The sequence below is a fragment of the Yersinia alsatica genome (assembly GCF_902170305.1).
Taxonomy (GTDB): Bacteria; Pseudomonadota; Gammaproteobacteria; order Enterobacterales; family Enterobacteriaceae; genus Yersinia; species Yersinia alsatica.
Genome location: NZ_CABHWW010000026.1, coordinates 650,515 through 676,606, shown reverse-complemented (window position 1 = coordinate 676,606; position 26,092 = coordinate 650,515). Strand labels below are relative to the sequence as shown.

Sequence of the window (26,092 nt, the reverse complement as noted above, 5' to 3'; positions counted from 1 at the left end):
ATCTAGTACTAATGTTAGTAATCGATGCTTCGATTCTTTCCATCCATTGATTTATTGTCCTAAGATCCATGTATAATACTTGAGATATCGCAGATAGAATTTTTGAATACTGTTCGATATAACTACTATCTCCTACTTCAACAATGAACCAACTATTGTTTTTATTTCCAAGATGGTTCTGTAAAATCACACTAGAAGATACTATTTCAAATATAAATTCATAATGATTCGGTTTTCTTAATGTTAATGTTCTATTAAAAAACCTATTTAGATATCGTTGTGAATCAAAACCGATCCCATAAACCGCTTTTATTGAGTGTTCTAGTTGTTCTTTATCTGTAGCAATAACAAATACAACTCTTTTCATATCAAATAGATGCTTGATTGTCTCCAACATTTCGATTGCATAAGTAGGTCTGCATCTATCTAATTCATCGATAAATATGAATAATGGATAATCATAACCATTATTTGTACCAATAACTGATTCCAACCATGAATTAATTGCTTTCTTAAAATCCTCTATAGATTTATTAGCTTCCTCATGAGCACTCATTGCTGCCTCAACGAGTTTAGCACCTATGTCAGCCACCCCCTCACCACTTATGAGGTCTGTTGCCTTATCAATATCTACACCAAACTTTGTTTTAATTACAGCTTTTGTAGCCTCAGGTGCAACTGATTTTATCATTCTCCAGGCATTTTTTATGAATGGAGACTTAAGCAATGACTTATCTGTTTTATTTATTAGGCTATGTTGTATCTCTGTAATCACTGCCAGAAAAGGATCTTTTGAGTGGTCACTTTTCCACGCATCAATGAAAACAACTGGATATTTATCCTCTATTTCTTCAGCCCATCGACGTAAAAACCATGTCTTACCTGCTCCCCATTGGGCATTTAAATTTAAAACATAATTCTCACTCTTACCTTTTTCTATTAAGAAATTGGTCAGAAACTCTGCATACTTCGCTCTATCAAGTTTATCAGCAGGGTACTCACTTCCACTTGTTTTTGACCAATCAAATAACATTTACACTTCCTTGAAGTTTATTTTAAACATTGCCCACAGAACCTTTATCAATTTTTGACCTTATATCTTCAATTACTTTTTCATAATAAGATTCACCACTGTCATCAATCGATATTATTCTCATCCCTACACTTTGAAGAAGTTCAATCTTGGGATTTTCGTTGGCATTCTCACATTGCCTGTGGTAATAGAATATCTTATTTTTTACTATATTATCGGATATTCGTCTTGCCCTGTATGTTAATAGCCACCAAAGATCTGATTCAACAAAAGACAATTCCAATCCAAAAATATATATATCTTGAGTAAAAAATAATTCGACCCACGAGTCAATGTTTATTTTTTCATTATTTATCAATCGACTCACTAGAGGCTTATATTTAACTGTATATGCACCGTCAGTACCATTTACAACATAATCTCTCATCTTTTGCATATAACCAACGTAATGCTCATATCCAAGTGTAATTGTATTAGGGGAAGATTGTACACCATGTATATGCCAGATATATGTTTCACGGTCAGGAAGTAAATTCTTTCTAAATAAATTAAATTTTTTTTCCTTTATAACTCCGTCATTAACACTACCTGTAAATTTATCATTTAATGATAGCTCCAATGATAAATCATAGTTTGTTGTCAATATGTTCGATGCTCCAATACTGCATATTTCGGAGTGAATTTTACTTGGTCTTATTGATTTAGAGAAATCTGCTACAATTTTTTTCAATTCTACTTCTATAGCAGCTGCCTCCCTACAATCGCAACCTTCATTTAAAGATGATAAGTATATTTCCTCATATTCCATAGGAAATGGTTTGTTATCATCACTACGAACGGTCTTGCTACACTTTTTTTTGAGAATTAATAATAAATCCTTCCATGTACTACCGGGAGTTACATTATTAACTCCATTTCCAACTAGTAAAGTGAATTTATTCATTTGCTATACTCTAGTAACTTCTCTCTATGCCAAGCCAAATATACTTTAGCCTTTTCATAAATATGGATTTTTACATCAGTGGGTACATTAAGTGCATGGATAACTTCATATATCTTAGGATCATTCTTAATAACAATACTCCCATCATCCGTGAAACTAATTAACCTATGATCAAACAATACATCTACATGTGGAGCTAGCATTAATCCATTATAAGGGTCTAATCGCTCCTCATCTGAACTATCTCGCCAAGGTTTAATATGACTAGCCCTAAGCAACTCAGGCATAGATACGCCTGTAACAGGGCACTGAGGATAGAGGGCCAGCACATTTTGCCGGAATAAGCCTTGCCCCACTCGCGCCTGAATCAATCGTTCTGCCGTAGTGGGATCTCCAAGTTTATGAGCCTTGATTTCAGCAATATCCTTTTCAATTTCTTTATAATCAGAAGTATCGTTTTGTTGTATTAAACTGATTGATTGACATAGTTTTAACAGTAAATGGCCGAGCTCAGGGCTGATTTTTGACAAGTACATCTCATTGCCATTGCCATTAAGCGGTTTTATCGGTGAATGAGTTTCAGGTAATAACGGAGCGATTTCCTCAAGATGTACTTTTGGCGAGATAGGAGTATTTAACATTGTAAAATCTACATCAACCTTCCACCCTTGGTCGTCCCAAAAGCTATCAAAGGCAGGAGGTTGCATAGCGTCATAGCAATTGGACTTAGCAACACCGACTGCTCCTATTTTAGTGAATGCATAGGAAAATATTACGTCACCAGGATTGACTAATTTAAGCGTATCGTATGCTGGCCTCGGTTTTCCGTCCTTTGCTCGACGAGGAGCCCAGATAAATCCCTCTTTACGCGCAATTTTGAATGTTTGTTTGTGATTAACCCAAAAGAATTGTTGCTCGGCTGGTTTATTGCTCATGATTATCTTAAAAAATTATATTTGTAGATAAATTACAGCCCAATCCGTTGCATATCAACTAATGTAACTAAATATTAACCGTCCGTGATTGAAATCACAAAACCATTAATTACATGACGTTACGCTATTATAAAATATAATAACCAACCGAAATTAATGAAAATTGAAGTATGGGTATAAAACACGATTAAAAAGTTCTAAACATCCATTTTTATAATTAATTTAGGATAAGTAATATTGAATCTGTGCCTGGGCGTGCTTAAATCCATAACAAACTTTAGCCATATATCCCGCTCTTGTTAGCCTAGTTATCCACGCAACCTGTGCTTCTGTTGGCATTCCTTTTCCCGACTTCATCTCTATCCACAACCCCGCATACCCGCCACGCGGTAGCGCCAGAAACAAATCTGGCACTCCTTTCCTCAATCCTAGTCGCTTAGCATCCCTCGCCGCCTTTGGCCCGCGCTTCCCCTCATTGGGGATATGGATCAGATAATCCCCGATACAAATACCATCGATAACAGTTTTATCTGCCCACGCAATCAGCGCAGCCTGTTCCTCGGTTTCGATTTGGTGGTTAACTTTACGGACCTTGCCGTTGCGTATCTCAAACTTGGCTACTGTTCCGATAATTCCAATGACATCAATACTATTGATCATTTTCTGGGGAAAACTTTTGTTTAGAAACTTTATTTATAATTGCCCTGCAAAAAAGCATGAATAATGCGCCAGGAAATAATAAAAAAATCAGTTGTGGTGAATCTTTTACCACATGAACACTTAACCCAGATATAAATATGCCTACTGATATCCCTAACAGACTTAACGTTAGGTCGCCTAGCCAAGGTTTAGCTCCTAATGCCTTAATGTATAAGTCGCCTCGCCACTTACCCTCAGGGGTTCCAAGCGAAAACTGTCTTGATATAAGAAGAAACATAACGCTCATACAACCCGACACTGTTGCTATGAATGCAGCACTGAAAAAGGCTATTTGTGTTGATAGAGATGTTTCACTGTAACCAGCAATCCCCACCATTGATATGGTGAAAAAAGAAAATAGTGCTCCATGTAATTTCATTTCAAAACCAAACTCATTATTCATTTATTAATTCCTTTTCAAAACACCAATTAGTCCCTCATTAATCCATACTTTTTGTGTGTCGTGAATAGCTTGCAATAAGATTTCATCCTTCTCTCCCGTCCTCCAGTCATATGGTATCCTCGTTGCGGACAGTTCTGACCTGTTTCACCAGCCTATGGCGGACAGGATTAATTTCACGCAGACGTGCGCTTATAGCGGCCTGAGTATCACCTTCACCGGGAAACATCTGTGACAGTATCTTTTCAAGGTCGCGTAATGTCCGCCAATCAGCACCACTGGCGGCGTTGATCACACGGTTTAACTGGCTGTTTGCATCACTGATACGGCCAGCAAGGCGCATCGACCTGATACCGTTATTGATGCCAACCCTTTCGGCATTGAGGACGAGAGGTTTTATCACCATTACGCGCCCTCCCCGATAAATACATGACGGGTTACTGTTTCTTTGTCCCATCCCTCGGACACTGACCACTCAGGTGATCTACCTGTCCCCTGCGCTGCCCTAGTCAATCGCTCATAAGCCGCAATGAAAGCCATACGCGCACCCACTTTGTCACCCTCCAGCATGATGGGTTGGGCAATGCTCCATGCCTGGGCAATTTCATTCGTCCAAATGACGGTGTTAGCTTCATCTTGCGCGGGTAATGCCAATGCCCACGCCTCATTCGCTGAGAGCCAATCCGGTTTACCGGCAATATGTTGGATATTGCGAATAATATCGGCAGGTTTTGGCGAGAAACGGCCTTGATCCGGATCTGTCAGCCAGTTACTGAATGCCTGGCGTACTGTGTCGATATCGTATGGCAGCAACGCATTCCAATAGATATCGAGCACGGCTTTTGATGCATCTTTCCCGTATATCGCCAGAGTGGCTTTCATGACTTCCGCGAATTCACGCCTATCAAGATCCCGCATACGCACACCCACCATTAACAAAATCATCAGCAACTTGTGCATTGCGGGCCTCTAGTGCTTCCTGACGGCTCATGCCGGTATTACCTGCATACTGATTTTGTGGCCGACTACGATTCTGTAACCATTCAAATTTGAACCCCTGCCAACCAGCAGCCATCGCTTCAGATAACGCATCATCCACTGACCAACCAGACGCAGCCGCTTTTCTCAATTCCTTACCCAGCATGTTCACCACAGTTTGAGTAATGGGTGCGCGTTTTGCTTTTCGGTGTTTTAGGTAGTCATCCCAAATCTCTGGACTAACCGCCATTGGGAAAGCTGAGAAGTCTATTGCCGAACTTTTAGCCGCCTTACGTGTGCGCTTCTCTGTAGTAATCTCTGTAGTAATCTCTGTAGTAATCTCTGTATGATCGAAATGGGGAATCCCTTGCCCGCCAGTTAGGGAATCCCTTGCTGGCGGCTTGGGCTTTTCCTCTTTCGCCAATTGGGCTTTCCCAGTTTCCCGAAATGGGTTTTCCCCATTTGGGGATTTATCAATAGGTTGCGATAACATTCCGTCCAACCGGTCGGTATCAATCTGATAGTAAATACGGTGCTCCAACCGCTTATTTGTTTCTTTCAAAACCCCCGCTTGCTTGAGTTTTTTACGGGCTGTAAGTTGTTCCTCGTAGGTCAATCCTGTTTCAGATTCAATCTCTTCCGTAGTTTTAAAAATGCCAAACTCTGAAGTTTCTTTGCCAGTCCAATAGAAGAACTGGCAGAACAAAATGACTGCGTTTACGCTCCCAAGATATGGAACCAGACCAGGGTAGTAAGCAATCGGTCGGCCAAATTGGTATATGAGTTCAGATGGCGTCATAGATCCCCCTACGGCTGCTTTGTATCTGAGGGACTGTGTTGCCGCGAATAATACGCATTGGTAACCCCTGCCAGAGCCCCTGTGATAGCCATACGGCGGGCCTCCTGCCCGTCAATAGCCAGTTTTTTACCCACAATGTTGGCAATCATTTCTACCGATTGTGTGGTGGTTATCGCAGCCCCTGCCGTTATACCGGCAGGTTGATAAATTGTGGTCATTGGTCAGTCCTTAAATATCTTTGGTGATTACACGCATGGACATAAACTGTGAATCGTTTCTTTTTTAGTCCGCCATGGAGGCGCAATGTCCAGTGATAATTCCCTTAGTTACATTAGAGCCTTGGTCGATGTTGTCGCTATTACCGTGCTATCCGGCAGTGATGAACAACATAAGCTCCGCATCAAGCAAAGTTTGGATGCCATCATGAATCATCCGACACTGGAGATTTCACCTGAGGGTCAGGAATTATTTGCTCACTTTGCTGCCCTTCTGGATGGCTCAAGCACTGAGGTTTTCCTTTCAGCGCGGATAAGCCAAGAAGATCCAGATCCTGAAAAGTCACACTCCTCCCCACATTTGCGTTTATTGAGAGGGGGCAAAGAGAAGTAGCAGTTTTTTGTGTCTTACGTTTAGCTCTCCAGCTAGCGAGCCAACGCTTTGGGCTAATAGTCATTGGTCAGTCCTCTATCTTTACTGATGAGCTGGTTTGGTCAGAACCAGACTGAGATTTTCAGGGTTACGGCCATAGTCGGCCGGGTTATAGGTGTATGGGATGTTCGTAGACATATGGCAAAGTAAGGCAACCTTTTCAGGTAACCCACGCTTACGGTAGGTTTTGATCGCTTCATATGAACACTCAAGAGCTGCAGCTGCTTGATATGGGCTGCTAAAATAATTGATTACCTGCTCAGCCACTTTTACCCGCTCGTGAAGTGGAGTGATGTTGGTGCAGTTCATTGTAAGTTTTCACCTTCAGTTTAAAGGTAGAATTATACCCATAAAGCGAATATATACCGAAACTATACCGAGCGCAAAGTTTACTAAAGTTGAGTTACTTTTATACCTATGACTACATACAGTACTTTCGGTGAACGTCTGTTAGCACGGCGCGATGAACTTGGCATGACGCAGGAAGATCTTGCGGCAAAGGCTGGGGTTACTCGCATGGCTATCAGTAAAATTGAGCTTGGGATGACACAGAAACCCCGAGCAGACAATCTATTTGCAATAGCCAAAGCATTACAATTAAATCCAAATTGGCTGGTATCAGGGAAAGGTGAAAAGGAAGCGAACAACCAATCACAAATAAGGGTTGATAATGCCTCATCTGCGGAGGTGATAACCAGGGAGGTTCCTTTGATTAGTTGGGTGCAAGCAGGTGCATTTACTGAAGTGACCCTATTGCCTCGCGATGAATATATCTATTACCCATGCCCAGTGATGTGTAGCCCGGAAAGTTTCGCACTTCGTATTGAAGGTGAGTCAATGCTTCCCCGCTTTGAGCCGGAAGATATTATCTACGTTGATCCTGAATTGAATGATCCGCCTAGTGGTAAATTCGTTATTGCCAGAATGGAAGGTAGTGCTGAAGCGACATTTAAACAATTACAAATTTTGGATAATCATAAGTATCTCAAAGCGCTCAACCCCGACTATCCAGCGGATGCTCGATTTATAAAAATAAATGGTAACTGTGAAATCATTGGTACTGTGGTATGTCATGTGAAACCAGTGTAAGGATATGAAATGAAAGTTAATTATCCGATAGCAAAAGATGATGAACCAGGATGGCTGGGTAAATTAGCTAGTGGAAAACTAGGTGTTGCTAAGACTTACCTCCACTTTCTACTCGCTATTATTTTTATCTCTGTAGCTACTTTTTTTGCAGAGTATGCTAACTGGAATTTCTGGGTTATTGTGCTGGTAATGGTCCTTTACTCAATCTACATATTCAATGTTGCTCAAGGTCTTTGGCGTACATCTAAAAACATAAACAACACAGCTTTCAGCATCTTGACTAAGTTCGTGTCCGTATTCTCTTTCTTCTGTGGGATATCCTCTTTATTAAGAGCGGGTAGCCTCGTACTTCTATACCTTCAGTCATAATCTATACCATCTGAATTAACCGGCAAATGCCGGTTTTTTTGTCTCAAATTTATCCCAACACAAAAGTACCGAAACTTTTCGATCTTTTTAGTTGCAAAAGTACCGGTATAGTTGTACCTTTCAAACATCCCATAAGGATAAGCTCTTTAACAAATAGGTTAAGTGACACTAAAACGGTCCGCGTGTACCGGTCACGGCTCAGCTAAACCACGAATCACCAGTGTGCCTTCTATGAGGGTATAGCGGTGATAGACACTACTGAGGACTGACCAATGGCCACAACATCTCGACAAAAGCGTATGGCAAAAAAACGTAATGCCCATATCCAGGCACTGGTAAAACGTGAAAGTAACCGAGTTGAAAAAGCAGTATTAGTGATGGTGCGGTGCAAACCGATGCCAGACATATCAGCAGTACCCAGCAAGCCCCGAACTTCAGCAGATCCAGAAAAGCGGATTGCAGCAGTTGCCCGCCAAAAGATGAGTGGTTGCAGTCAGTTACCTCGCGGCGTTCGTTAAGCATTAATTAGCAGGAAAGCAAAATAAACCATCGGAGCTACAGCTTAGGCTGTGGCTCTTTTTTTTACCTAAAAGGAACCAATATGAGCAATTTACCAGCAATTAGTATGAAGCAGATTGAATCTTCCCAGATCCACAGCATCGGCCATGACCCAGTTAACAACACTCTGGCGATTCGTTTTAAGTCGAAAGGTGAACCGGCTGCTCTGTATTACTATCAAAATGTGTCCGCAGATGATTACGCGGCATTCTCTGGCGCCGAATCAATTGGTTCCCATTTCTACCGCAATATTAAAGCGGATACCGAGCGTTATACATTCCAACGCATTAACGAAAAGAAAGACGGCGAATAAGAGATCTTCTCTTGGCCCTGCTCTTCGGGGCATTTGCCTGTGTCGCACTCAGGTTTAACTCGCGAATATTGGGAGGTCAACGCCTATCGTTTATTCATTAAATTAAGTAGAATATCTTAATAATTGATGGCTATTTTAGGCGGTCTAATGAATGATCTGTTGAAGTCAGTTAAAGAAACCGTTATCGATAGAGTACGGAATCCGTTTTTCTTTTGTTTTATCCTCTCTTGGTTATACTTCAATTGGCAATCAGTGCTCATTGTTACTCTTAGCAAGAAACCGATTGAAGAGCGGATTGCTGTTCTCGCTGGAAAACTTGATCCTTGGCATCTTAACTCTCTTATTCTTCCAGCAATTTCCGCCTTTATTATTGCGGTTGCATTTCCTTATCTTGGCGTAGCTATCCGTCTCCTTCATTTACAGTATGAAAATATTTCTGAGGGTTTTATTAGAAAACAAAAAACTCGCGCCTATGAAACAATTAGCCATGTCGCACAATCAAAAGTTAAGAGCGACAATGCGGAATACTTGGAAAAAGCAAAAATTGCTACGAAATTAGCTGAGGAAGAAGAATCACAGCTTAAATCAAAACTAAATATGGATGCATTAAATACCCATTATGAAACATTAAACCTCTCGATAGAGACACTTGAAAAACAGATTAAAAGTGCAAATGAGACGATATCTACCCTCAGTGAAAAATCAATAAGTCTTCAAAATGAAATAAATGAAAGCGAAAATATATTAGTTGGTCTCAAGGGTAAAATAAAAGAATCAAATAGAAAAGAGGGTCAATCTACAACCAAACAAAGAAACATTACTGTAGCAAAGGTACTCGGATCTCCTGCATTCAAAGATGGGAAATATTTAGCTAATAAAGAAATTATGTCTCAGGTTTCAGCATTGTATAATCCTGCTTCTGTCCTACCCAACAACCTCAAAGAGTTAATCAAAATAGCTGAATCCCCTGTTGCCAAAGAATTAGGTTCAATACTTAAAAGTGATCTTAATTTTGGTAACGTCCCAAAAGAGTTACTTGAAGGGGTAAAGTTTGGGGAAAAACTAAACGTAGCTAATTGGAGTATGGGTAAAGGAATCTCAGCCATTCCAACAATCATAAATTCGTCTAGAGATACTGACCCAACTGAAAACCAGGAAGATTCAGATCCCCCGGCTAAAAATGATACCTAACCAGCATATTATTTAATATCCCCCCCCCCTTTAAAGGCCACTTATGTGGTCTTTTTTATTATATGAATAAGAAGGGCCTATGAATGAATACAACTATCAGCGAATGGTTGAGCAATCGCTGGAACAGTATGACCGCTTATTGATTTCGGATCCTGATGAGCAAGAGGAATTAGGCAAGCGGATTGAGTTCTTACGTCGCCATTCGAAAATGCTCAGTGCTTTTAAGTCCGCTGTCAAAAATGGCTGCTTTATTGCGGGCGCAAGTACCCATTATCTTACGGCACTTACCGAAACAACTGCCATGGAACTCTATCTGGATGAGGTACAGGAGGAAATATTTCTCCGTGTTGCCAAGGCAGAAAGAGCCATGGAGTTAGACGCAACACAAACCACCTTCATAGACTAGAAATGATAACCGCGATAATTATTTGATAGCCTTTTCAATAAAAATAGCTCTGCAATTAGCAAGGAATTCATTCTTTGTTGCTATTGGATCTGCTTTAATCTCAGCTCCCATTTCTGGGTTAGCCTTAGCCTGATTTAATATCGATCTTAAATAGTAATAAGCCGATTTATTAAATTCAGCATCAGCTGATTTTCCTATTTTTTTATTGAAATCATCCCAAACGCTAACGCCTGCGGCGATAGCAAGCTCGTCTGATTTTCCTTCGCTGAAATAGGCTGTTAGTGTTTGAAAACCGGCAAGGCAGTTTGTATCTAATATCGTTAGAGTCTTATACCAGGACGCCTCTGATTCTTTGCCTTCACATCCAGTCAGACGATACTCACTTTTCTCATTCTTAGATAGATCTGAACTCACGTAGATCGTTTTGTGTTGAGTATAAGCGAAGGGAATGAAATCAGCCTCTTGACTATTTCCCCCTGTAATACGGACCTCACCACAAACAAACGTTTCGCCGGTAGAGTTGGTTACTTCAGTGATTGACCGATATTCCACTGTTTTCGGGTTCTGCATGCCTTCACGCATGACTTTTTCCATGGCTGGAATATCTACAGCAAACACTGATGGAATACTAAGAATTGATGTTAATAAAACTGCAAGTTGTCTTTTCATACCTTTTCTTACTTATCCATATCCTAAAAGAGAAAAGCCCCAGCGATTAAGCCGGGGCTATCCCAGGAGTGCGGGACCAACCGCAAACCTACTGAGGACTGAACAATAACCACGAGGATTATTATCAGCGTGGTTGAGTGACCAAACCCAACCATGGGAAAGCATACCATGACTATCGAATTCATCAAGAAACTCCAATACCGCCACCGCGTTACCAGTGACAACATCCACGACTACCCAAAACAATCTGGCCTGAAATTCTTCTTTGCCTGCGTTTTAGGTGCATTCATGTTTCTGGCTATCGCTGTCAAAATCTGAGGACTGACCCATGACCACCCAAGCAGTAACAACCAATACTCTTCCGCCCGCCGTGGTTGGGTTGAATATTGACGAACCAACGTGGAACGCGCTGAAAAATAGTATTTACCCTGGTGCTAAAGATGATTCAGTCATCATGGCTGTGAGTTATTGCCGCGCCCGCCAGTTAGATCCGTTGATGAAACCCGTGCATTTGGTTCCTATGAGCGTGAAAGATGCTCTAACCGGTAAATATGAAATGCGCGATGTGGTGATGCCCGGCGTTGGACTGTATCGCATACAGGCAGACCGCTCCGGTAACTATGCCGGAGCGCAGGAACCAGAGTTTGGCCCTGACCTCACGCAAAACTTTAACGGGATAGAAATCACTTTCCCTCAGTGGTGCAAATACACCCTGAGCAAACTCATGCCTAACGGCACTATCGTGGAGTTCAGTGCGAAGGAGTATTGGCTGGAAAACTATGCCACCGCGGGCCGTGATACCCAGGCACCCAATGCCATGTGGAAAAAGCGGCCTTATGGACAACTAGCCAAATGTGCGGAAGCGCAGGCATTGCGTAAAGGTTGGCCTGAAATTGGTCAGCAGCCAACAGCAGAAGAAATGGAAGGTAAAAGTCTTGATGTGAATGAAGGTAAAGAACACAACCAAGGCACCCAACAACCTACTCAATCGCAGGCACTACCAGAATATAGCGCGGAACAATTTCAACGCGCTCTTGCTGACTGGACAACATTAATCAGCAAGGGCAAGAAAACCGCCGCGCAAATCATCAACACAATCGAAAGTAAATACACCCTCACCTCGGCACAAATCAAATCCATCGAATATCTGGAGGCAGAAGATGCAAATCATTAATGTCCAGCAAGGCACGCCTGAATGGCATGCTCTACGCAGTCGCCATTTCACCGCCAGCGAAGCCCCAGTGATGATGGCAGCCTCCAGTAAAATGCGCCGCGATGAATTACTGAGCATGAAGGCTACCGGATCAGAACGGGAATTCAGCGATTGGGTACAAACTAATTTGTTTGATAAAGGCCACGCGCAGGAAGCCACTGCGCGGGTAATCGTGGAATCTATTATTGGCAACGAATTATTCCCTGCTACGGCCATCGATGACGATGGCTATTTGTTGGCTTCCTTTGATGGTATGACCATGATGGAAGATGTGTTGTTCGAACACAAAATGTGGAATGCCACTCTGGCCCAAGCGGCAAAAGATAAAGACCTGCCACCAGAATATTACTGGCAGCTCGAGCAACAGCTCCTTGTGAGTGATGCCGAAAAAGTCATTTTTGTGGTATCGGATGGCACCGAAGAAAACTTTGTCTGGATGGAGTATTTACCGGTACCGGGCCGCCGCGAAGCATTAATGGCAGGCTGGCAGCAGTTTGAGCAGGATCTGAACGGTTACACAGCCCCTGAGATAAAAGATACCCCGCAAGGTAAAGCCTTAATGCGCCTCCCTGCCCTATTGGTGGAGATCGAGGGCGCGGTAAAAGAATCAAACCTGACTGTCTACCAGAATCAGGCACTGGCCTTTATTGAATCCATCAACACTAACTTGGTGACCGATCAGGACTTCGCTGACGCAGAAGAAACGGTTAAGTTCTGTGAAAAAGCCGAGAAAGAACTGGATTTGATTAAACAGCAGGCGCTGTCTAAAACTGAGCAGATTGATTTACTGTTCCGCACCATTGATACCTTGCGTGATGAAATGCGAAACAAGCGGCTGGACCTGTCAAAATTAGTTAAGTTGCGCAAAGAAGCTATTCGTCTTGAGATACTGAATAAAGTAAAAATCGCTCTTTCCGAGCATATTACCAGTATCAATAAACAGTTGGCTATCGTTACGCTACCGACTATCCCGGCTGATTTTGCCACTGCTATCAAAGGCAAGAAAACCCTGACCTCTTTGCAAAGTGCTGCCAACGATGAGCTGGCCAGAGCCAAGATTGCTGCAAACCAATTAGCCGAGAAATATCAGGCCAACTTGGCGCTATTTGTGGATGTTGAACCGGCTTATAAAAATCTGTTTGCTGACATCAACCAAATAATCGGCCATGAGCACGAGCATTTAGCGTTGATGATTGAGCAACGCATCGCCAAGCAAAAACAAATTGAGGAACAGCAGCGACTACAGGCAGACCAACAACAGGAAGAATTGAAAAAACGGCAACTTGCCGCCGCCGCAGAAATCCCCGCAGAAACAGTCACTGTTGGGGCAGATACCGTTTCGCATCAATCATTGCACCCCACAGGTTCTGTAAGTTTTCCAGACAAACTAGGTAGTCCTGTAAATAAGACTGCAGCAGACAAGCCTGTTAACTGGATTGCGCAAATTGATGCCGATTTGGTCGCAGCAGGTATTGAACTCACGACTGAAACAGTTAACCGCCTATATAACGCGGTGAAAGCTGGCCGGATCCGCTATTTCTCTATCACGCAGTAATCCTTTCATAACCTGTCAACTGCAGGTAATTCACAGATAACCCAAATGACCACACAGGCAACAACTGCCAGTGTGCTGGAGTCATCCCTGCGCCCGGTTCGGGCGCAAGAATCAAAAGGAGTCTTCATGATGGATGAAGCACTAAACCAAAGTACCGGCAGCTATTTCAAAGAAGATGACCGCGGAAACTATACCGCCTGCATCATCTGGTTAATGCGCTGTCGCGCTGAGATCCGCAGTGGTAACCCCTACCAGCCGATGCCAAAACCGATTTATCCCGGTGATAACTTATGGGGAGGAATGCCCCGAGTAAATACGGTCAATATTGGCATTCGTAAGCGCTACTCATTAGAGGTTTTGCTGGCTATTTATCAGTTTCACCGTGCCGGCCACAATGAAAACCTCATTGCCAGCGATACCGGTATACCAGTGATGACTATCCGTAAAATGTTAGAGCACAAGACCCAAACTCAGCGCAAAGCATGGCAACTGGCCTACCAGCTCCATATCCCCTCTAAACGGGACATTATTAGTCGATTGGCACGGGAGGTTTAGTTTTAGCGGAAAAAAGCACAGATATGAGTAATCGACTTCGAAAAAATAAACTAAGGATTGACTAATGACCAATAAAAAAGGCGGAAAACTCTACCCATTCAAACTATATTCCCTCGCCATTTTTTTGGTTAGAATATACAAAACAGGAACAACCGTTAATAAATAGTCTCGAAGAGTTTAGAAATGAATAATAGTTTCTATGTTAATAATTTTAGTTTGTGCAGATGATACAGGTTAAAATTACACTCAGTATTTTTCAACCTGCTATCACACGGACTTACTCCTACCTATTAACTCATTATTAAGTATTAGCACAAGAAAAAATAGTTGAAAATAAAAATTCATGGCATAAAAAACAGTAAGAATTTGAAAGGAGGGCGAATCTGTGAGTAATACATCCACCCCAAATAATGAAGATCCTATTTCAGAAAATACCACATTGGTGCTTGCATGTACTGACGATCTAGCTGCCATAGATTTAACAACAGTATTGAAGGACTTTTCTCAATGCGAAGATTACGTTATGGCTCAATCACTATTCAAATTAGCAAAAGATGCCGAGTCCACTAACAACATACATGCACAACGCAGCTATCATCTTCTTGCAGTCCTCTGCTCACTACATTTACGAGTAGAAGATCCGGCAGAACCTTGGAGTCCAAAATGGCAAGGGGCCGATAGCCGGTCATACATAGCGAGTGATTTTCGTGGGGAGCAAAATGAAATTTTAGAAACAATTGTAAATAAGATAATCCATCCAGCTCTTCGCGCACGAGTAGCCGATGTTGTTTGGTATAACAACCGAAAATGTAGAGATGCCGCAGTTGCAGCAGTAGAAGCCTATTGTGACACTATTAAACAACGTCTTAGCGGTAAATTTTCATCTCAATTCCATGAAAAAGAAGATTCTATACTCGATATTATTAATTTGTTTCATCGCTCACTTCAGATCAATGCACTTTCGCAAAGACGTGGCTACATACCCCAGGAAATTGAAAATATTTTCGAGGCAATGTATGAACGAGCCCTCACAACAAGCCAATATGTGGCCTTCGTAAAAATAGCTGAGTTAGGGGCCAGCTATAAGCTAGTTGAGTGGTCTAAAATTGCTTCAGATGCCGAGAGATTGGCCGATCAAAACATAGATCAAGATTGCTATCCTATGGCCCTTCGGGAGGTTTGGAATTTAGCAGTAAAAGGTTATTCAAAACTTAGCGACACCATAGCTCAGAGACGCTGTCAGGAAAGGTCAGTAGAAGAGTTATTACGGATGCGAGGTCTGGTTAGTACTGCATTAGCAAAAGCATATTGGACCCGTAAAGCTATCGGTGAACTTCGAGCCGCGAGAAGTTTTAAGGAACGAATCGATTCACTTCGGGTGGAGTTACGTGATTTACAAGATGCAGCATTAGACGAACAAGGGCAATTCAGTGTGCCAATTGATTTATCAAAAGAGCAACAGGGCACGATAAAAGTGTTCTCAAATCTCACTCTTCCCGATGTCTTGCTCGAGTTCGCACTCCTATCATTTTCTCCAAAAGTTAGCACATTGCGCGAACAAGCATTAGAAAATCAAAAGAATAGCTTTTTTGGTTCTTTATTTGGTTCAAGCTATGTAGATCGCGAAGGCAAGACATATGCTGAAACCTCGGTAACTCCCCGCGGAATAGAACCTGACAGCGAGTGGTTTAAGGAACAATCACTTCAATATCTCGATATTATTCGTCACCATATTGTAGGTGGTGCTATCGAACCCGCACGGCTCAATGTAATGAGCAGATTTCCTCTGGAGCAACGCCACTTTGCCCCCATTGTCAATATGAGTCCATTTGTGCCGCAGGGTCACGAACATTTATTCTCCTTGGGCTTCACACGATTTTGGCAAGGTGACTATGCATCGGCTTCTTATTTGCTTATACCTCAGCTAGAAAATTCCCTTCGTTACGTTCTACTGAACGCTAATCGAGAAACTTCAAAAATAAAACCCGATCTACTTCAGGAAGACCGCTCATTATCTGGATTATTGACATTTCTTCGACCGCAGCTTGAAGAAATATTTGGTGTAGACCTCATTAACGAAATCGATTTGCTATTCAACTACAAGCCAGGTCCAGCTCTCCGCCATGAGATGGCTCATGGAAAATTATCTGCTGGCGACTGCTATTACCCTACAACTGTATATGCTTGTTGGCTTATTTATCATATTACCTGTTTACCACTGATTAGCTCTTGGAAAGTTCATGTATCGCCATTGATTGAACAGGCTATGATTTGAATAGCAATAAAGATTATCGTCGTTGACGATATAGACCATAGCCACTTAAAAACATAGCCCCTTCCTACCAAAGACCAAACGACCAAAACTAAGGGCGTGGCATTGCTGCGCCCTTTTCTACTGAGGAAAGACCAATGACCAAACTACTGACACTAGAAGAGTGGGCGGAAGAAACCTACCGCAGTAAGCAACCAACACCCCAGACACTCCAACGCTGGGCGCGAGGTGGCAATATTTACCCTGCCCCTGAAAAGCATGGGCGTGAATATCGAGTGAGGCCGGGAGCTATTTATATTCAACCCAAAAGCTACCGACTGGCTAAAGAAATACTTAAGACATCATCCAGCACAAGTTCATCACTGATAGAGAGGATAATTCATGGCAAAGCGGCCAAAAAGATATGATGCCAATTTGCCAAAAAATCTGACATATCGGCGATATTACAAATCTTATTATTGGCGAAATCCACTCACAGGAAAAGAGATCCCTTTGGGGCAAATCGCCCGTAGAGATGCTATCTCTCAAGCAATTCAAGCGAATAATTATATTGAATCAAATTTTCAGCCTGTTGCTTTGCTGGAGCGGCTTCAGGCTCCAGCCCCTACCTCTATAGATCTCAATGTGAATTCAGTATCTACCTGGCTGAAACATTATACCAAGTTACTATACCGCCGGGAGTTAGCTGAAAATACAATGAAAATGCGGATACTTCAGATTGGTTACATCAATCAGAAATTTGGCAAAATGCAGATTGATGCCATTACCACAAAGCATATTGCGGATTTTATTAATGCCTATGTCGATGAGGGTAAGAGTTCAATGGCGGTTAATTTACGGTCTGTCTTATCCGATGTGTTTAGAGAGGCCATCGCTGATGGATTAATTAGCAGTAACCCTGTGGAGGCTACGCGTACCCCATCACCAAAAGTTAAGCGGGAACGGCTCGACTATGATGCTTTTCGTAAGATTCAATTAGCAGCATTGCAGCAACCCAAATGGGTATCACTCAGCATGGCTCTGGCATTAATGACCGGGCAGCGCCGGGATGATATCCGACAATTAAAAAGAGGTGATGTGCATGATGGAAAACTGTGGGTAATACAAGGTAAGACCGGTAATCAAATTGCTATCTCACTCTCACTACGACTGGAAATAATGAATACCACTGTTGGTGAGGTTATTGAGCAGTGTCTAAATAATAGTAAGAGTGAATATCTTATTAGTTCTGCCAGTAAAAAATCTGGTCGCGAACCCGGCGCATTAAATGCCGACTCACTCACTAAAGCATTTGTTAAAGCATTGAAGGCTACCGATCTAGTTTATGAAATATCCCCTCCCAGCTTTCATGAAATTCGCAGCCTGGCCTCACGGCTCTATGAGGCAGAATACAGTAAAGAATTTGCTCAGAAATTACTCGGCCACAAGTCGATGAAAATGACGAATGTATACCTTGATTCACGTAAAAATGAGTGGGTAGAAATTTAGGCCGGATATAGGATTTCGTGGATATTTCGTTTATTTTCGTTTGTTGAAAAATAAAACCATATAAATCAAAGCATTAAAAAAAGACCGAATACGATTCCTATATTCGGTCTAGGGAAATGGCTCTTGGGAGAGAGCCGTGCGCTAAAAGTTGGCATTAACGTAGGCTTATTCAGCCGTACTCCTTAAGCGTAGTCGAGTACATGTGTTTCGCCAACTTAGCAGCAGAAGTAATTAATAACGGCTATAAACTAATTTGAGTGAGGGAAAGTTAGTGCTTATGCCGAAGAAGATAATTATCTGTTAAACATAGGCTAATACCGCTAAATACCCCGGCTCTGTGCTCGGGTTTACTTTTGACACAATGTCATGGCGCGTTGCTGGAAAGGCTCCAGACTCATCTTTTGACCCGGTTTTTGGCTGTCATCCAACAGCAGAATATCTAATGGTTTTGCCAGAACATGACCCGACTTCATCTGTTCAGTCGCAATATCATTTAGCGGATACTGCGCTAGTGTGCTTGGATTTATCACAAATAAGGCATTACCGGAGCGGCATTCCAGCATCACTTCTTCGCGATTAAATGCCCATTGTTTGCCAAACTCAAACTTGCTGACCGTGATAATCTTTCCGGCAGCAATAGCGTTAGCGGATAACATGAGTAACGACAACGTCAGCACAAAACCCTTCATCTTAATTACCCTTAATTAACTGATTATTTAGATTTTCTCTCATAGTGAGGCGTGGATGCAAGCTTGCTGGCGCTGTTTGTTAGATCTATCCCGCCCTATACCGGTGCCATCGTGGCAAAAATACTGACCAACAGCAGTACCCCTGCACCAAGGATTATCTCGACGCAGCTGTTAACCACCAGCCAATAGTGGCCTTTCACCGGCAACCTTCGCAGCATTGGGACAATCCAATAGCGGTTAATCAGTGCGACAACAATCATGAATAACACCAATATTACTTTGCAGAGCAATAACATCTGATAGGTGGATGTTAATGTTAAAGAGGTCTCCCGCAGTATAATAATGCTGTTAATAATACCGGTCACTAAAACCAAGGTTACCGCTAAATGCCCCCAACTGGAAAAGCGAATCAATGTCGTGATAGCTTCGCGTTTCACATCACTATGGCGGGTATAAGCAAGACAAATTAAGAGTGGTGGCAGACATCCCAGCCAATAACCCGCGCTGAGTAAATGTATCACTTGATTGATTTGATGAATCCATCCCAAGGCACCATCGTGCATCGCCGCATGCCCGGTAAAAGCCAGACTTGCCAGTAATACAGTGGAACACCCGGCCATTAACCGGTAATAAATACGGGTTGAACCCAGCAATACGATCCACATGCTCAAGATGGATAGGCCAAGATGCCATTGCCATATCTGACCAAAGCGGGTGCCAAATACTGCCCACCAAACACTCAGTCGGTAGGTATCGGCCCAGCCATCCCCCATCATACCGGCTTGAATCGCCAAAAGTCCGACAGCAGAAGCTAGCCCCAGAAAGGTACTGAAGATAAGCAGAGGCGATAAACGCGGTTTGAGTATCGAAGAAAAACGGTCTGGTGCTAATAAGGCGGTGAAAATACTGATGCCAAACATCAACATCACCGCCAAAAAGTGCAGAAAGCGACACAGAACGAATAGAGTCGCCAGAGACATATTATTTCACTGTGAAGCTGTATGTGCCTTTAGTTTTATGGCCATCAACAGAGACGACATGCCATGAAACGTTATATTTTCCTGCTTTTAACGCATCATCAATTGGTAAAATCAATTGCGTATTATTGACTGGGTCTAATTTTAGCTCACCGGTTTTTACCACATCATTATCCGGGCCAGTCACTTTCACACCACTGAAATTCAGCTCAATTCCTTCAGAGAACCCCAATGTCAGGGCTTCCGGCGCTGAACCTATGGTGGTATCGGCGGCAGGTGACTCAATTTTTAAATGTGCGTGGGCCAGCGCTTGCTGGCTGGATAATCCAACAAACAACACAATAAGCGCCGACAGCATGCGGCAAGAAGAACGTACTTTACGAATAAACATAATGTCCCTTAATCGATGGGGGAGAATAATCAATCTGCTACCAACCATATCCTATATTGGCAGCGTGAACCCCTATCACTTCCAGTGAATTGCACTACCTGTGAGGTAGGACACAAAATAAAACGCCAAATTCTGAATGGCGATTGAAATATCACCAATTGTCGAACAGCTATTAAGCTCACGAGCTTTTGTTGTTATTGCAAATGATAACGATTTGAATATGGCAAGTCGAGAAACCATAGCTAAACAACTCGTTATTAGCACGAAACAATAAAATGAGAGGAAGGAGTGCGGATAAATATCATGCGGTTACAACGAAAACCGCAGCTCCGAGTTCCACCAGTGGGAATCAGAAACTGCGGCAAATAGTCTGTCAGTGCTAATCAAGCCAAGTATTAAGCCTGAATGTGGCTCTGAGCCGCCATTGTTTTCAAATCTTTATCAACAAAGAACAATGAGTTACCGCTATTACCCACCAGTGCCAATTTATCCAGAATAGATTTGAACAGTTTTTCTTCTTCATGCTGTTCAGCCACATACCATTGCAGGAAATTGAATGTCGAGTAGTCGTGAGTGGTCATTGCTACATGGGCAAGCTCGTTGATTTGAGTCGTGATCAGTTGCTCATGCTCATAAGTCAATTTGAATACATCCGCCAATGACGCAAAATCGATTGGCGGCGCAGTGATGGTACCCAACACCGGCATAGAACCCGTGCCGCTGAGGTATTCAAACAAACGTTGCATATGTTGCATCTCTTCCTGAGAATGCTCTTTTAAAAATGCCGCCGCACCTTCAAACCCTTTATCGCTGCACCAGGCACTCATCTGCAAATAAAGATTGGCAGAGTAAAATTCTAGATTCAGCTGCTCATTGAGCTTTTGTGCCATTTCTGTCTTCAACATAAATGATTCCCTAATATTTATAATGCAGGTAAGCAACGATTAACTTGGCGTATTATGCCAAGTTAAAAACAAAATAAGAACACCCTATTCACATTAATACTTTATAAAAATAAGACAATCAATTAACACAATGATTTTAAACAAAAAAAATAAATCTAGCTGGGTTTGTTTAATTATTATAGTAATCATTATCATTACCGTGCAAATACTAAAAAGAATGATTCCTATTTGAGGATTAATTAAATGAAAATAAGTCTTTCGCCTGAAGGTGAATATAATTTCCGGCTGAAAGTTTAGAAATAGACATGCTTGATAATCCTCGCCACTTGCCAATCACGACCGTCTGCATTACCTTTTGCGCCATAACCTCCCACCAGCCAAGAAGGAGAAAAGAATGGGATATAATTTGGCAGAGCTTTCTGACGAAGAAACAGCAAAAATGAACGTTGATCTGGCCGCTTCAGGGGTCGCATTTAAAGAGCGCTACAATATGCCGGTGATCCCTGAAATGGTGGCAAGGGAGCAACCAGACGAGCTGCGCGACTACTTTTTGCAGCGTTTGGCGCATTACCGTAGCGAATCGAATAAATTCTCTCGCTTGCCGTATGAGCCGAAGATGAAGTGATGAACAAAATGCTCCCGCAAAGCTGGCTCTGCGGGAGTTAATCAGATGAAGTGCTAGGATTTACGCGCAAACTTATCCGTTGCCAGAATCAACTGATGCAAGATCCCCGGTTCATCAAAGGAGTGCCCTGCCCCTTCAACCAGATGCAATTCAGCCTCCGGCCAGGCTTGGGCTAAATCCCACGCATTCTGTGGCTGACAAGCCATATCATAGCGGCCGTGAATAATAACCGCAGGAATATGGCGAATACGTGTCACGTTATCCAGTAGCTGGTTATCGCTATCCAAAAAGCCCATATGGGTGAAGTAGTGATTCTCAATGCGGGCAAAAGCTAGCGCAAAGTCATCTTCACCGAAAGAAGCCGAACTCTTGGTGGGTAACAGAGTGACAGTCTCGCCTTCCCATAAGCTCCAAATTTTAGCCGCCTCGAGCTGCACAGCCTTGTCCGGTGATGTCAGGCGTTGACGATAAGCGGCAATTACATCACCCTGCTCTTCTGGCGACAAAATAGAGAGCACCCGTTGCCATTTGTCTGGGAAGAAACGTGAAGCGCCATCCTGATAATACCAATACAGCTCTTTTTTGCGCAGAGTGAATATCCCACGCAACACCATCTCACTGACCCGGTCGGGATGGGTCTCGCCGTAAGCTAATGCGAGTGTCGATCCCCAAGAACCACCGAATATCAGCCACTTATCGACACCAGCCATTTTACGTAGCCGCTCGATATCATCGACTAAATGCCAGGTCGTGTTGTTATCCAGACTGGCGTGAGGTTTTGAACGCCCGCATCCACGCTGATCAAACAACAAAACTTTGTATTTTGTGGGGTTGAAAAGCTGCCGGTGATACGGCGCAATCCCACCACCGGGGCCACCATGGATAAATACCGCAGGTTTACCCTCCGGGTTGCCACACAGTTCCCAGTAAATCTGGTGACCGTCGCCTGTGTCTAACAAGCCACTGTCGTAAGGTTCATACGCTGGATAAAGCCCACGTAACTGTTCCATTATTTTTCCATGTTTGTTAAGACATTAAAGTTATCAAAGCCTATACAGCACGCAGGGTCAACGATAAAACATGACATTTACGCCAATCAGTCAATTAATTCCATCAACTGGCGATAATTGCACCATATCTCAATGAGTTTTTAGAAGTAGCATCACAAAATAACAAGTATTAAACACTAATAAGAGAGATTAAGGTTTAATAATACTCTTGCTAAACAATACATTAATCATAGTGATGCTTTCTTCCCTTGCAACTCGCGCTCATAAGGTGGTTAATAGGAGTGCGTACCAACCTAACCGAAGGTAAAGAGAGGCAAGCCATGAGTAAGGGAATGGACAGCAAAAAGAACGCGAAGAAAAAGCCACTAAAAACGCCAGCTGAGAAAAAAGCTGAGAAACGCGCTAAGAAATCATCTTCCACTAGCGCAGAATAACGGATTTTTCGTCTCGTTAGTCAACCCGCCACGATAGGCGGGTTTTTTGTTGCTAATATTTAAGGATTACAGGAGGTAAGCATGTACTTTCGTGTCATTGATACTGAGACCTGCGGCTTAGAGGGCGGCATCGTCGAAATTGCATCTGTTGATGTGGTTGATGGGGTATTGAGCAACCCTATGAGTGACCTGGTCAGCCCTGATAGGCCAATCAGTATTGATGCTATGGTCATTCACCATATCACTGAGGATATGGTGGAGGGCAAACCACGGATTGCTGTGGCGGTGAGGAAGTATCAAGGCAGCCCTTACTATGTTGCCCATAATGCCCCCTTCGATCGTGGCGTGTTACCCGAGATGGGCGGCCAATGGATTTGTACTCTTAAGCTGGCACGGATGCTTTATCCTGATATTAAGCACAGCAATCAATATCTGCGTTACGCTTTGCGCCTGAATGTTTCAGTACCGGATAACCTCTACCCACACCGCGCTTTATATGACTGTTATGTCACCGCCGCGCTGTTACAGCGTATCATGCAAGACTCTGGGTGGAATGCCGAGCAAATGGTGGAGCTAACCCAGCAACCGCTGTTATTGCAGACCTTTAAATTTGGGAAGTATCGCGGGAAGAGTATTGAACAGATAGCCCGAGAAGATCCGGACTATCTGCGCTGGATGTTAGCGTCAATCTCTGACCTTACGCCAGATATGCGCCATACGCTGACACATTACCTGGCGTAATGTTCTATGTGAGATTATGCCAAAGCCAGTATGAATGCATATTCCAAGGCAATATCTTCATAAGCTTTAAAACGCCCTGATTTTCCGCCATGCCCTGAATCCATATCAGTATAAAGCAGTAACTGATGGTCATCTGTCTTCAATTCACGCAGTTTGGCGACCCATTTCGCTGGCTCCCAATATTGCACCTGGGAGTCATGCAAACCGGTGGTGACCAGCATATGCGGGTAGTCTTGAGCTTTGACCTGATCATATGGGCTATATTGCTTAATATAATCGTAATAAGTCTTATCGTTCGGATTACCCCACTCGTCATATTCGCCAGTGGTCAGAGGGATAGATTCATCCAACATGGTGGTGACCACATCAACAAATGGCACTTGCGCGACAATACCTTTATATAATTCAGGAGCCTGATTGATTATCGCCCCCATCAGCAAGCCTCCGGCACTGCCGCCCATGGCGAAGACGCGGTCAGCATCACCATAACCTTCAGCAACCAAGGTTTTGGTGACATCAATAAAGTCGCTAAAGGTATTTAACTTATTAAGCAATTTGCCATCTTCATACCACTGCTGGCCCAACTCACCACGGCCGCGAATATGTGCCAGTGCAAAGACAAAACCGCGATCCAATAGACTTAACCGACTGCCGCTGAATGCCGGGTCCATACTGCTACCATAGGAGCCGTAACCATAGACCAACAATGGATTATGGCCTGAGACAAAGTGCTCGCGGTGATAAACCAGAGAGACCGGGACTTTGACGCCATCTGATGCGGTAACCCAAATTCGCTCGCTGCGATACTTTTCCGGGGTGAAATTTTTCACTTCTTGCTGTTTAAGCAACTGACGAGCACCGGTGTCCATATTCAGTTCATACATGGAACTCGGCGTGGTCATGGAAGAGTAGCCATAGCGTAGCAGTTCAGTTTCCGGCTCTGGGTTATACGCCAGCCAGGTGACATAAGTCGGGTCATCAAAAGTAATGGATTTCTCTTCATGGGTGACCCAATGAATTTGTCGCAGATGTGTCAGCCCTTCACTGCGTTCCTCCACCACCAGCCAGTCGCGGAATAGGCTGAACCCTTCCAACATCACATCAGTTCTTGGCGCAATTAATGAGATCCATTGCGATTCATCAGCAAAGTCAGATTGCACATGCCCTGCTTCGGCGATTTGGTACAGACCGAAATTCTTGCCATCTTTATTTGAGCGAATATAAAAATGCTGCTTATAGTGATCTAAACCATATTCATGATCTTTACGGCGAGGCGCAAACATCTGCGGTACTGGTTCGGGTTGATCGGCATCCAGCAATAAAATTTCAGACGTTGTAGTGCTGCTCAGGTGGATGACAATAAAACGCTCAGAAGTGGTCTTTTCCAAGCCAACATAGAAGGTATCGTCAGTTTCCTGATAAATCAGCTGGTCTAACTTAGGGTCGGTCCCCACAACATGGCGATAAACCTGATAAGGCAACAATGTTTTTTCATGCTTACGCACGTAATACAGCGTTTTGGAATCATTCGCCCACTCAAAATTACCCGACGTATTACTGATGACTTCTTCGTGCCAGGTATCACTTTGTAAATGCTTAACCCGAATATCATATTGACGACGTGATAAGAAATCCTCAGCCACCGCCAGCAGTTGGTTATCCGGGCTGACATCCAGCCCACCCAAGGTATAAAACTCGCTATCTGCCGCGCGCTGGTTACCATCCAACAGTGTTTCCCAACTGCTATCAGCCCAAACCGGCTGGCGCACATAAATGGCATATTCATTGCCCGGCTCAAAACGTGTTTGGTAGCGGTAGCCATTGCGCGTATAGGGAACGGACTCTTCCTGCGGCGGAATGCGGGAAACCATCTCCTGATAGAGGGTTTCGCGTAGCGGCTGCTGCGGTTTTAAAACCGCCTCAGTAAACTCATTCTCAGCTTGTAAATAGTTCAGAACATCAGCGTCTGTGCGCTCATCATCACGTAACCAATAATAATCATCTGTACGAGTATCACCGTGTATTGTTATTGGATAAGGGCGTTTATCTGCCTTTGGCGGTCTGGTCATTAGTTGAGTTATCCATCTGTGTTCGTTAGCGCGAGAGTGACACGATTACCTGCTGATGCCAAGTATCTATAGATGCTTATAATTTAATGAACGATAGCTAATCAAATGATAAATAAGATGTTTAAAAAGTACCAGACC

34 protein-coding genes are annotated in these 26,092 nt (G+C 43.1%); 17 read left to right on the top strand and 17 right to left on the bottom strand.

All coding sequences use genetic code 11. The features are described from left to right. The 9 genes from FTA96_RS17170 to FTA96_RS17130 all read right to left on the bottom strand — a co-directional run. Positions 1 to 1,033, bottom strand: a 1,033-nt coding sequence (locus FTA96_RS17170; protein ID WP_222424314.1) for a KAP family P-loop NTPase fold protein, incomplete at its 3' end; no start/stop codon positions are given. A 22-nt stretch (positions 1,034 to 1,055) separates the two neighbouring features. Beyond that, a complete protein-coding gene (locus tag FTA96_RS17165; protein WP_145574380.1) occupies positions 1,056 to 1,976 on the bottom strand; it encodes an SIR2 family protein in 921 nt (306 codons plus the stop codon). Continuing rightward, positions 1,973 to 2,911 (bottom strand): HNH endonuclease, encoded by a 939-nt coding sequence (locus FTA96_RS17160; RefSeq protein ID WP_145574378.1) that lies wholly within the window; start codon positions 2,909 to 2,911, stop codon positions 1,973 to 1,975. Before FTA96_RS17160 ends, FTA96_RS17165 begins: the two co-directional genes overlap by 4 nt. A gap of 222 nt (positions 2,912 to 3,133) precedes the next feature. Next, positions 3,134 to 3,571: a VRR-NUC domain-containing protein gene (locus FTA96_RS17155; RefSeq protein ID WP_145574376.1), complete on the bottom strand. Its 438-nt coding sequence runs from the start codon at positions 3,569 to 3,571 to the stop codon at positions 3,134 to 3,136. Further along, on the bottom strand, positions 3,561 to 4,013 hold the full coding sequence (locus tag FTA96_RS17150) for a hypothetical protein (protein ID WP_145574374.1): 453 nt from the start codon (positions 4,011 to 4,013) through the stop codon (positions 3,561 to 3,563). Before FTA96_RS17150 ends, FTA96_RS17155 begins: the two co-directional genes overlap by 11 nt. A gap of 106 nt (positions 4,014 to 4,119) precedes the next feature. After that, positions 4,120 to 4,416, bottom strand: a complete 297-nt coding sequence (locus FTA96_RS17145) for a hypothetical protein (protein WP_145574372.1) — start codon at positions 4,414 to 4,416, stop codon at positions 4,120 to 4,122. Beyond that, positions 4,416 to 4,970 carry a hypothetical protein gene (locus FTA96_RS17140; protein ID WP_186372886.1) on the bottom strand — a complete coding sequence of 185 codons (555 nt, stop codon included), beginning with the start codon at positions 4,968 to 4,970 and terminating at the stop codon, positions 4,416 to 4,418. Before FTA96_RS17140 ends, FTA96_RS17145 begins: the two co-directional genes overlap by 1 nt. Further along, complete coding sequence (locus tag FTA96_RS17135; RefSeq protein ID WP_145574370.1) at positions 4,915 to 5,787, bottom strand: hypothetical protein; 873 nt, start codon at positions 5,785 to 5,787, stop codon at positions 4,915 to 4,917. The genes FTA96_RS17140 and FTA96_RS17135 overlap by 56 nt, the downstream gene beginning before the upstream one ends. Positions 5,788 to 5,795: 8 nt before the next feature. After that, on the bottom strand, positions 5,796 to 6,005 hold the full coding sequence (locus FTA96_RS17130) for a hypothetical protein (protein WP_145574368.1): 210 nt from the start codon (positions 6,003 to 6,005) through the stop codon (positions 5,796 to 5,798). An 85-nt stretch (positions 6,006 to 6,090) separates the two neighbouring features. On the opposite strand from FTA96_RS17130, the gene FTA96_RS17125 reads away from it, so the two are divergent. Next, positions 6,091 to 6,396 carry a hypothetical protein gene (locus tag FTA96_RS17125; protein WP_145543544.1) on the top strand — a complete coding sequence of 102 codons (306 nt, stop codon included), beginning with the start codon at positions 6,091 to 6,093 and terminating at the stop codon, positions 6,394 to 6,396. Positions 6,397 to 6,477: 81 nt separating this feature from the next. Here the strand turns inward: FTA96_RS17125 and FTA96_RS17120 are convergent, their stop codons facing one another. Further along, on the bottom strand, positions 6,478 to 6,744 hold the full coding sequence (locus FTA96_RS17120) for a hypothetical protein (RefSeq protein ID WP_145526759.1): 267 nt from the start codon (positions 6,742 to 6,744) through the stop codon (positions 6,478 to 6,480). Positions 6,745 to 6,852: 108 nt separating this feature from the next. Here FTA96_RS17120 and FTA96_RS17115 point away from each other — a divergent pair, with 108 nt between their 5' ends. The 6 genes from FTA96_RS17115 to FTA96_RS17090 all read left to right on the top strand — a co-directional run bounded on the left by FTA96_RS17115 (position 6,853) and on the right by FTA96_RS17090 (position 10,361). Next, the gene (locus tag FTA96_RS17115) at positions 6,853 to 7,524 is read left to right on the top strand and encodes a LexA family protein (protein ID WP_145526757.1); all 672 of its coding nucleotides are present in this window, start codon (positions 6,853 to 6,855) and stop codon (positions 7,522 to 7,524) included. A 9-nt stretch (positions 7,525 to 7,533) separates the two neighbouring features. After that, positions 7,534 to 7,893 carry a hypothetical protein gene (locus tag FTA96_RS17110; protein ID WP_145543543.1) on the top strand — a complete coding sequence of 120 codons (360 nt, stop codon included), beginning with the start codon at positions 7,534 to 7,536 and terminating at the stop codon, positions 7,891 to 7,893. 272 nt (positions 7,894 to 8,165) lie between these two features. Then, positions 8,166 to 8,411 carry a hypothetical protein gene (locus tag FTA96_RS17105; RefSeq protein ID WP_145526753.1) on the top strand — a complete coding sequence of 82 codons (246 nt, stop codon included), beginning with the start codon at positions 8,166 to 8,168 and terminating at the stop codon, positions 8,409 to 8,411. 83 nt (positions 8,412 to 8,494) lie between these two features. Further along, entirely contained in the window at positions 8,495 to 8,764 is a 270-nt protein-coding gene (locus FTA96_RS17100; protein ID WP_145574367.1) for a KTSC domain-containing protein, read from the top strand. 147 nt (positions 8,765 to 8,911) lie between these two features. Continuing rightward, positions 8,912 to 9,955 (top strand): coiled-coil domain-containing protein, encoded by a 1,044-nt coding sequence (locus FTA96_RS17095; protein ID WP_145574365.1) that lies wholly within the window; start codon positions 8,912 to 8,914, stop codon positions 9,953 to 9,955. A 79-nt stretch (positions 9,956 to 10,034) separates the two neighbouring features. Beyond that, a complete protein-coding gene (locus tag FTA96_RS17090; protein WP_145526747.1) occupies positions 10,035 to 10,361 on the top strand; it encodes a hypothetical protein in 327 nt (108 codons plus the stop codon). 18 nt (positions 10,362 to 10,379) lie between these two features. On the opposite strand, the gene FTA96_RS17085 is transcribed toward FTA96_RS17090, so the two are convergent. Continuing rightward, a complete protein-coding gene (locus tag FTA96_RS17085; RefSeq protein WP_145574363.1) occupies positions 10,380 to 11,030 on the bottom strand; it encodes a hypothetical protein in 651 nt (216 codons plus the stop codon). Positions 11,031 to 11,198: 168 nt separating this feature from the next. Here FTA96_RS17085 and FTA96_RS23315 point away from each other — a divergent pair, with 168 nt between their 5' ends. From FTA96_RS23315 to FTA96_RS17055, 7 genes are all read left to right on the top strand, one after another. Next, positions 11,199 to 11,348 (top strand): hypothetical protein, encoded by a 150-nt coding sequence (locus FTA96_RS23315; protein WP_186371291.1) that lies wholly within the window; start codon positions 11,199 to 11,201, stop codon positions 11,346 to 11,348. A 10-nt stretch (positions 11,349 to 11,358) separates the two neighbouring features. Next, on the top strand, positions 11,359 to 12,204 hold the full coding sequence (bet, locus tag FTA96_RS17080) for a phage recombination protein Bet (protein ID WP_235897503.1): 846 nt from the start codon (positions 11,359 to 11,361) through the stop codon (positions 12,202 to 12,204). After that, a complete protein-coding gene (locus FTA96_RS17075) occupies positions 12,191 to 13,798 on the top strand; it encodes a YqaJ viral recombinase family protein (RefSeq protein ID WP_145574362.1) in 1,608 nt (535 codons plus the stop codon). The genes bet and FTA96_RS17075 overlap by 14 nt, the downstream gene beginning before the upstream one ends. 45 nt (positions 13,799 to 13,843) lie before the next feature. After that, the gene (locus tag FTA96_RS17070; protein ID WP_235897501.1) at positions 13,844 to 14,353 is read left to right on the top strand and encodes a hypothetical protein; all 510 of its coding nucleotides are present in this window, start codon (positions 13,844 to 13,846) and stop codon (positions 14,351 to 14,353) included. Between the two features lie 385 nt (positions 14,354 to 14,738). Further along, positions 14,739 to 16,628, top strand: a complete 1,890-nt coding sequence (locus FTA96_RS17065) for a DUF4209 domain-containing protein (protein WP_145574360.1) — start codon at positions 14,739 to 14,741, stop codon at positions 16,626 to 16,628. A 134-nt stretch (positions 16,629 to 16,762) separates the two neighbouring features. Next, positions 16,763 to 17,032, top strand: coding sequence for an excisionase (locus FTA96_RS17060; RefSeq protein ID WP_145574359.1), 270 nt, complete (start codon positions 16,763 to 16,765; stop codon positions 17,030 to 17,032). Continuing rightward, positions 17,007 to 18,113 (top strand): site-specific integrase, encoded by a 1,107-nt coding sequence (locus FTA96_RS17055; protein WP_186372885.1) that lies wholly within the window; start codon positions 17,007 to 17,009, stop codon positions 18,111 to 18,113. The genes FTA96_RS17060 and FTA96_RS17055 overlap by 26 nt, the downstream gene beginning before the upstream one ends. 347 nt (positions 18,114 to 18,460) lie before the next feature. On the opposite strand, the gene FTA96_RS17050 is transcribed toward FTA96_RS17055, so the two are convergent. The 4 genes from FTA96_RS17050 to ftnA form a co-directional block, all read right to left on the bottom strand. After that, complete coding sequence (locus FTA96_RS17050; RefSeq protein WP_050146200.1) at positions 18,461 to 18,802, bottom strand: YebY family protein; 342 nt, start codon at positions 18,800 to 18,802, stop codon at positions 18,461 to 18,463. Between the two features lie 95 nt (positions 18,803 to 18,897). Further along, the gene (gene copD, locus FTA96_RS17045) at positions 18,898 to 19,782 is read right to left on the bottom strand and encodes a copper homeostasis membrane protein CopD (protein WP_050152220.1); all 885 of its coding nucleotides are present in this window, start codon (positions 19,780 to 19,782) and stop codon (positions 18,898 to 18,900) included. 1 nt (position 19,783) lies between these two features. After that, positions 19,784 to 20,170: a CopC domain-containing protein YobA gene (gene yobA, locus FTA96_RS17040; RefSeq protein ID WP_004709445.1), complete on the bottom strand. Its 387-nt coding sequence runs from the start codon at positions 20,168 to 20,170 to the stop codon at positions 19,784 to 19,786. Between the two features lie 395 nt (positions 20,171 to 20,565). Further along, positions 20,566 to 21,075, bottom strand: coding sequence for a non-heme ferritin (ftnA, locus tag FTA96_RS17035; RefSeq protein ID WP_050109139.1), 510 nt, complete (start codon positions 21,073 to 21,075; stop codon positions 20,566 to 20,568). A gap of 394 nt (positions 21,076 to 21,469) precedes the next feature. Here ftnA and FTA96_RS17030 point away from each other — a divergent pair, with 394 nt between their 5' ends. Next, the gene (locus FTA96_RS17030) at positions 21,470 to 21,700 is read left to right on the top strand and encodes a DNA polymerase III subunit theta (protein WP_050135401.1); all 231 of its coding nucleotides are present in this window, start codon (positions 21,470 to 21,472) and stop codon (positions 21,698 to 21,700) included. A gap of 53 nt (positions 21,701 to 21,753) precedes the next feature. Here the strand turns inward: FTA96_RS17030 and pip are convergent, their stop codons facing one another. After that, positions 21,754 to 22,710, bottom strand: coding sequence for a prolyl aminopeptidase (gene pip, locus FTA96_RS17025; RefSeq protein WP_050121131.1), 957 nt, complete (start codon positions 22,708 to 22,710; stop codon positions 21,754 to 21,756). 281 nt (positions 22,711 to 22,991) lie between these two features. Between pip and FTA96_RS23310 the strand changes: the two genes are divergently transcribed. Both FTA96_RS23310 and exoX read left to right on the top strand, forming a co-directional pair. Beyond that, the gene (locus FTA96_RS23310; RefSeq protein ID WP_155410770.1) at positions 22,992 to 23,144 is read left to right on the top strand and encodes a hypothetical protein; all 153 of its coding nucleotides are present in this window, start codon (positions 22,992 to 22,994) and stop codon (positions 23,142 to 23,144) included. Positions 23,145 to 23,225: 81 nt separating this feature from the next. After that, positions 23,226 to 23,885 carry an exodeoxyribonuclease X gene (gene exoX, locus FTA96_RS17020; protein ID WP_145574357.1) on the top strand — a complete coding sequence of 220 codons (660 nt, stop codon included), beginning with the start codon at positions 23,226 to 23,228 and terminating at the stop codon, positions 23,883 to 23,885. A gap of 14 nt (positions 23,886 to 23,899) precedes the next feature. Here the strand turns inward: exoX and FTA96_RS17015 are convergent, their stop codons facing one another. Continuing rightward, positions 23,900 to 25,954, bottom strand: coding sequence for a S9 family peptidase (locus tag FTA96_RS17015; protein WP_145574355.1), 2,055 nt, complete (start codon positions 25,952 to 25,954; stop codon positions 23,900 to 23,902). Positions 25,955 to 26,092 lie beyond the last annotated feature (138 nt).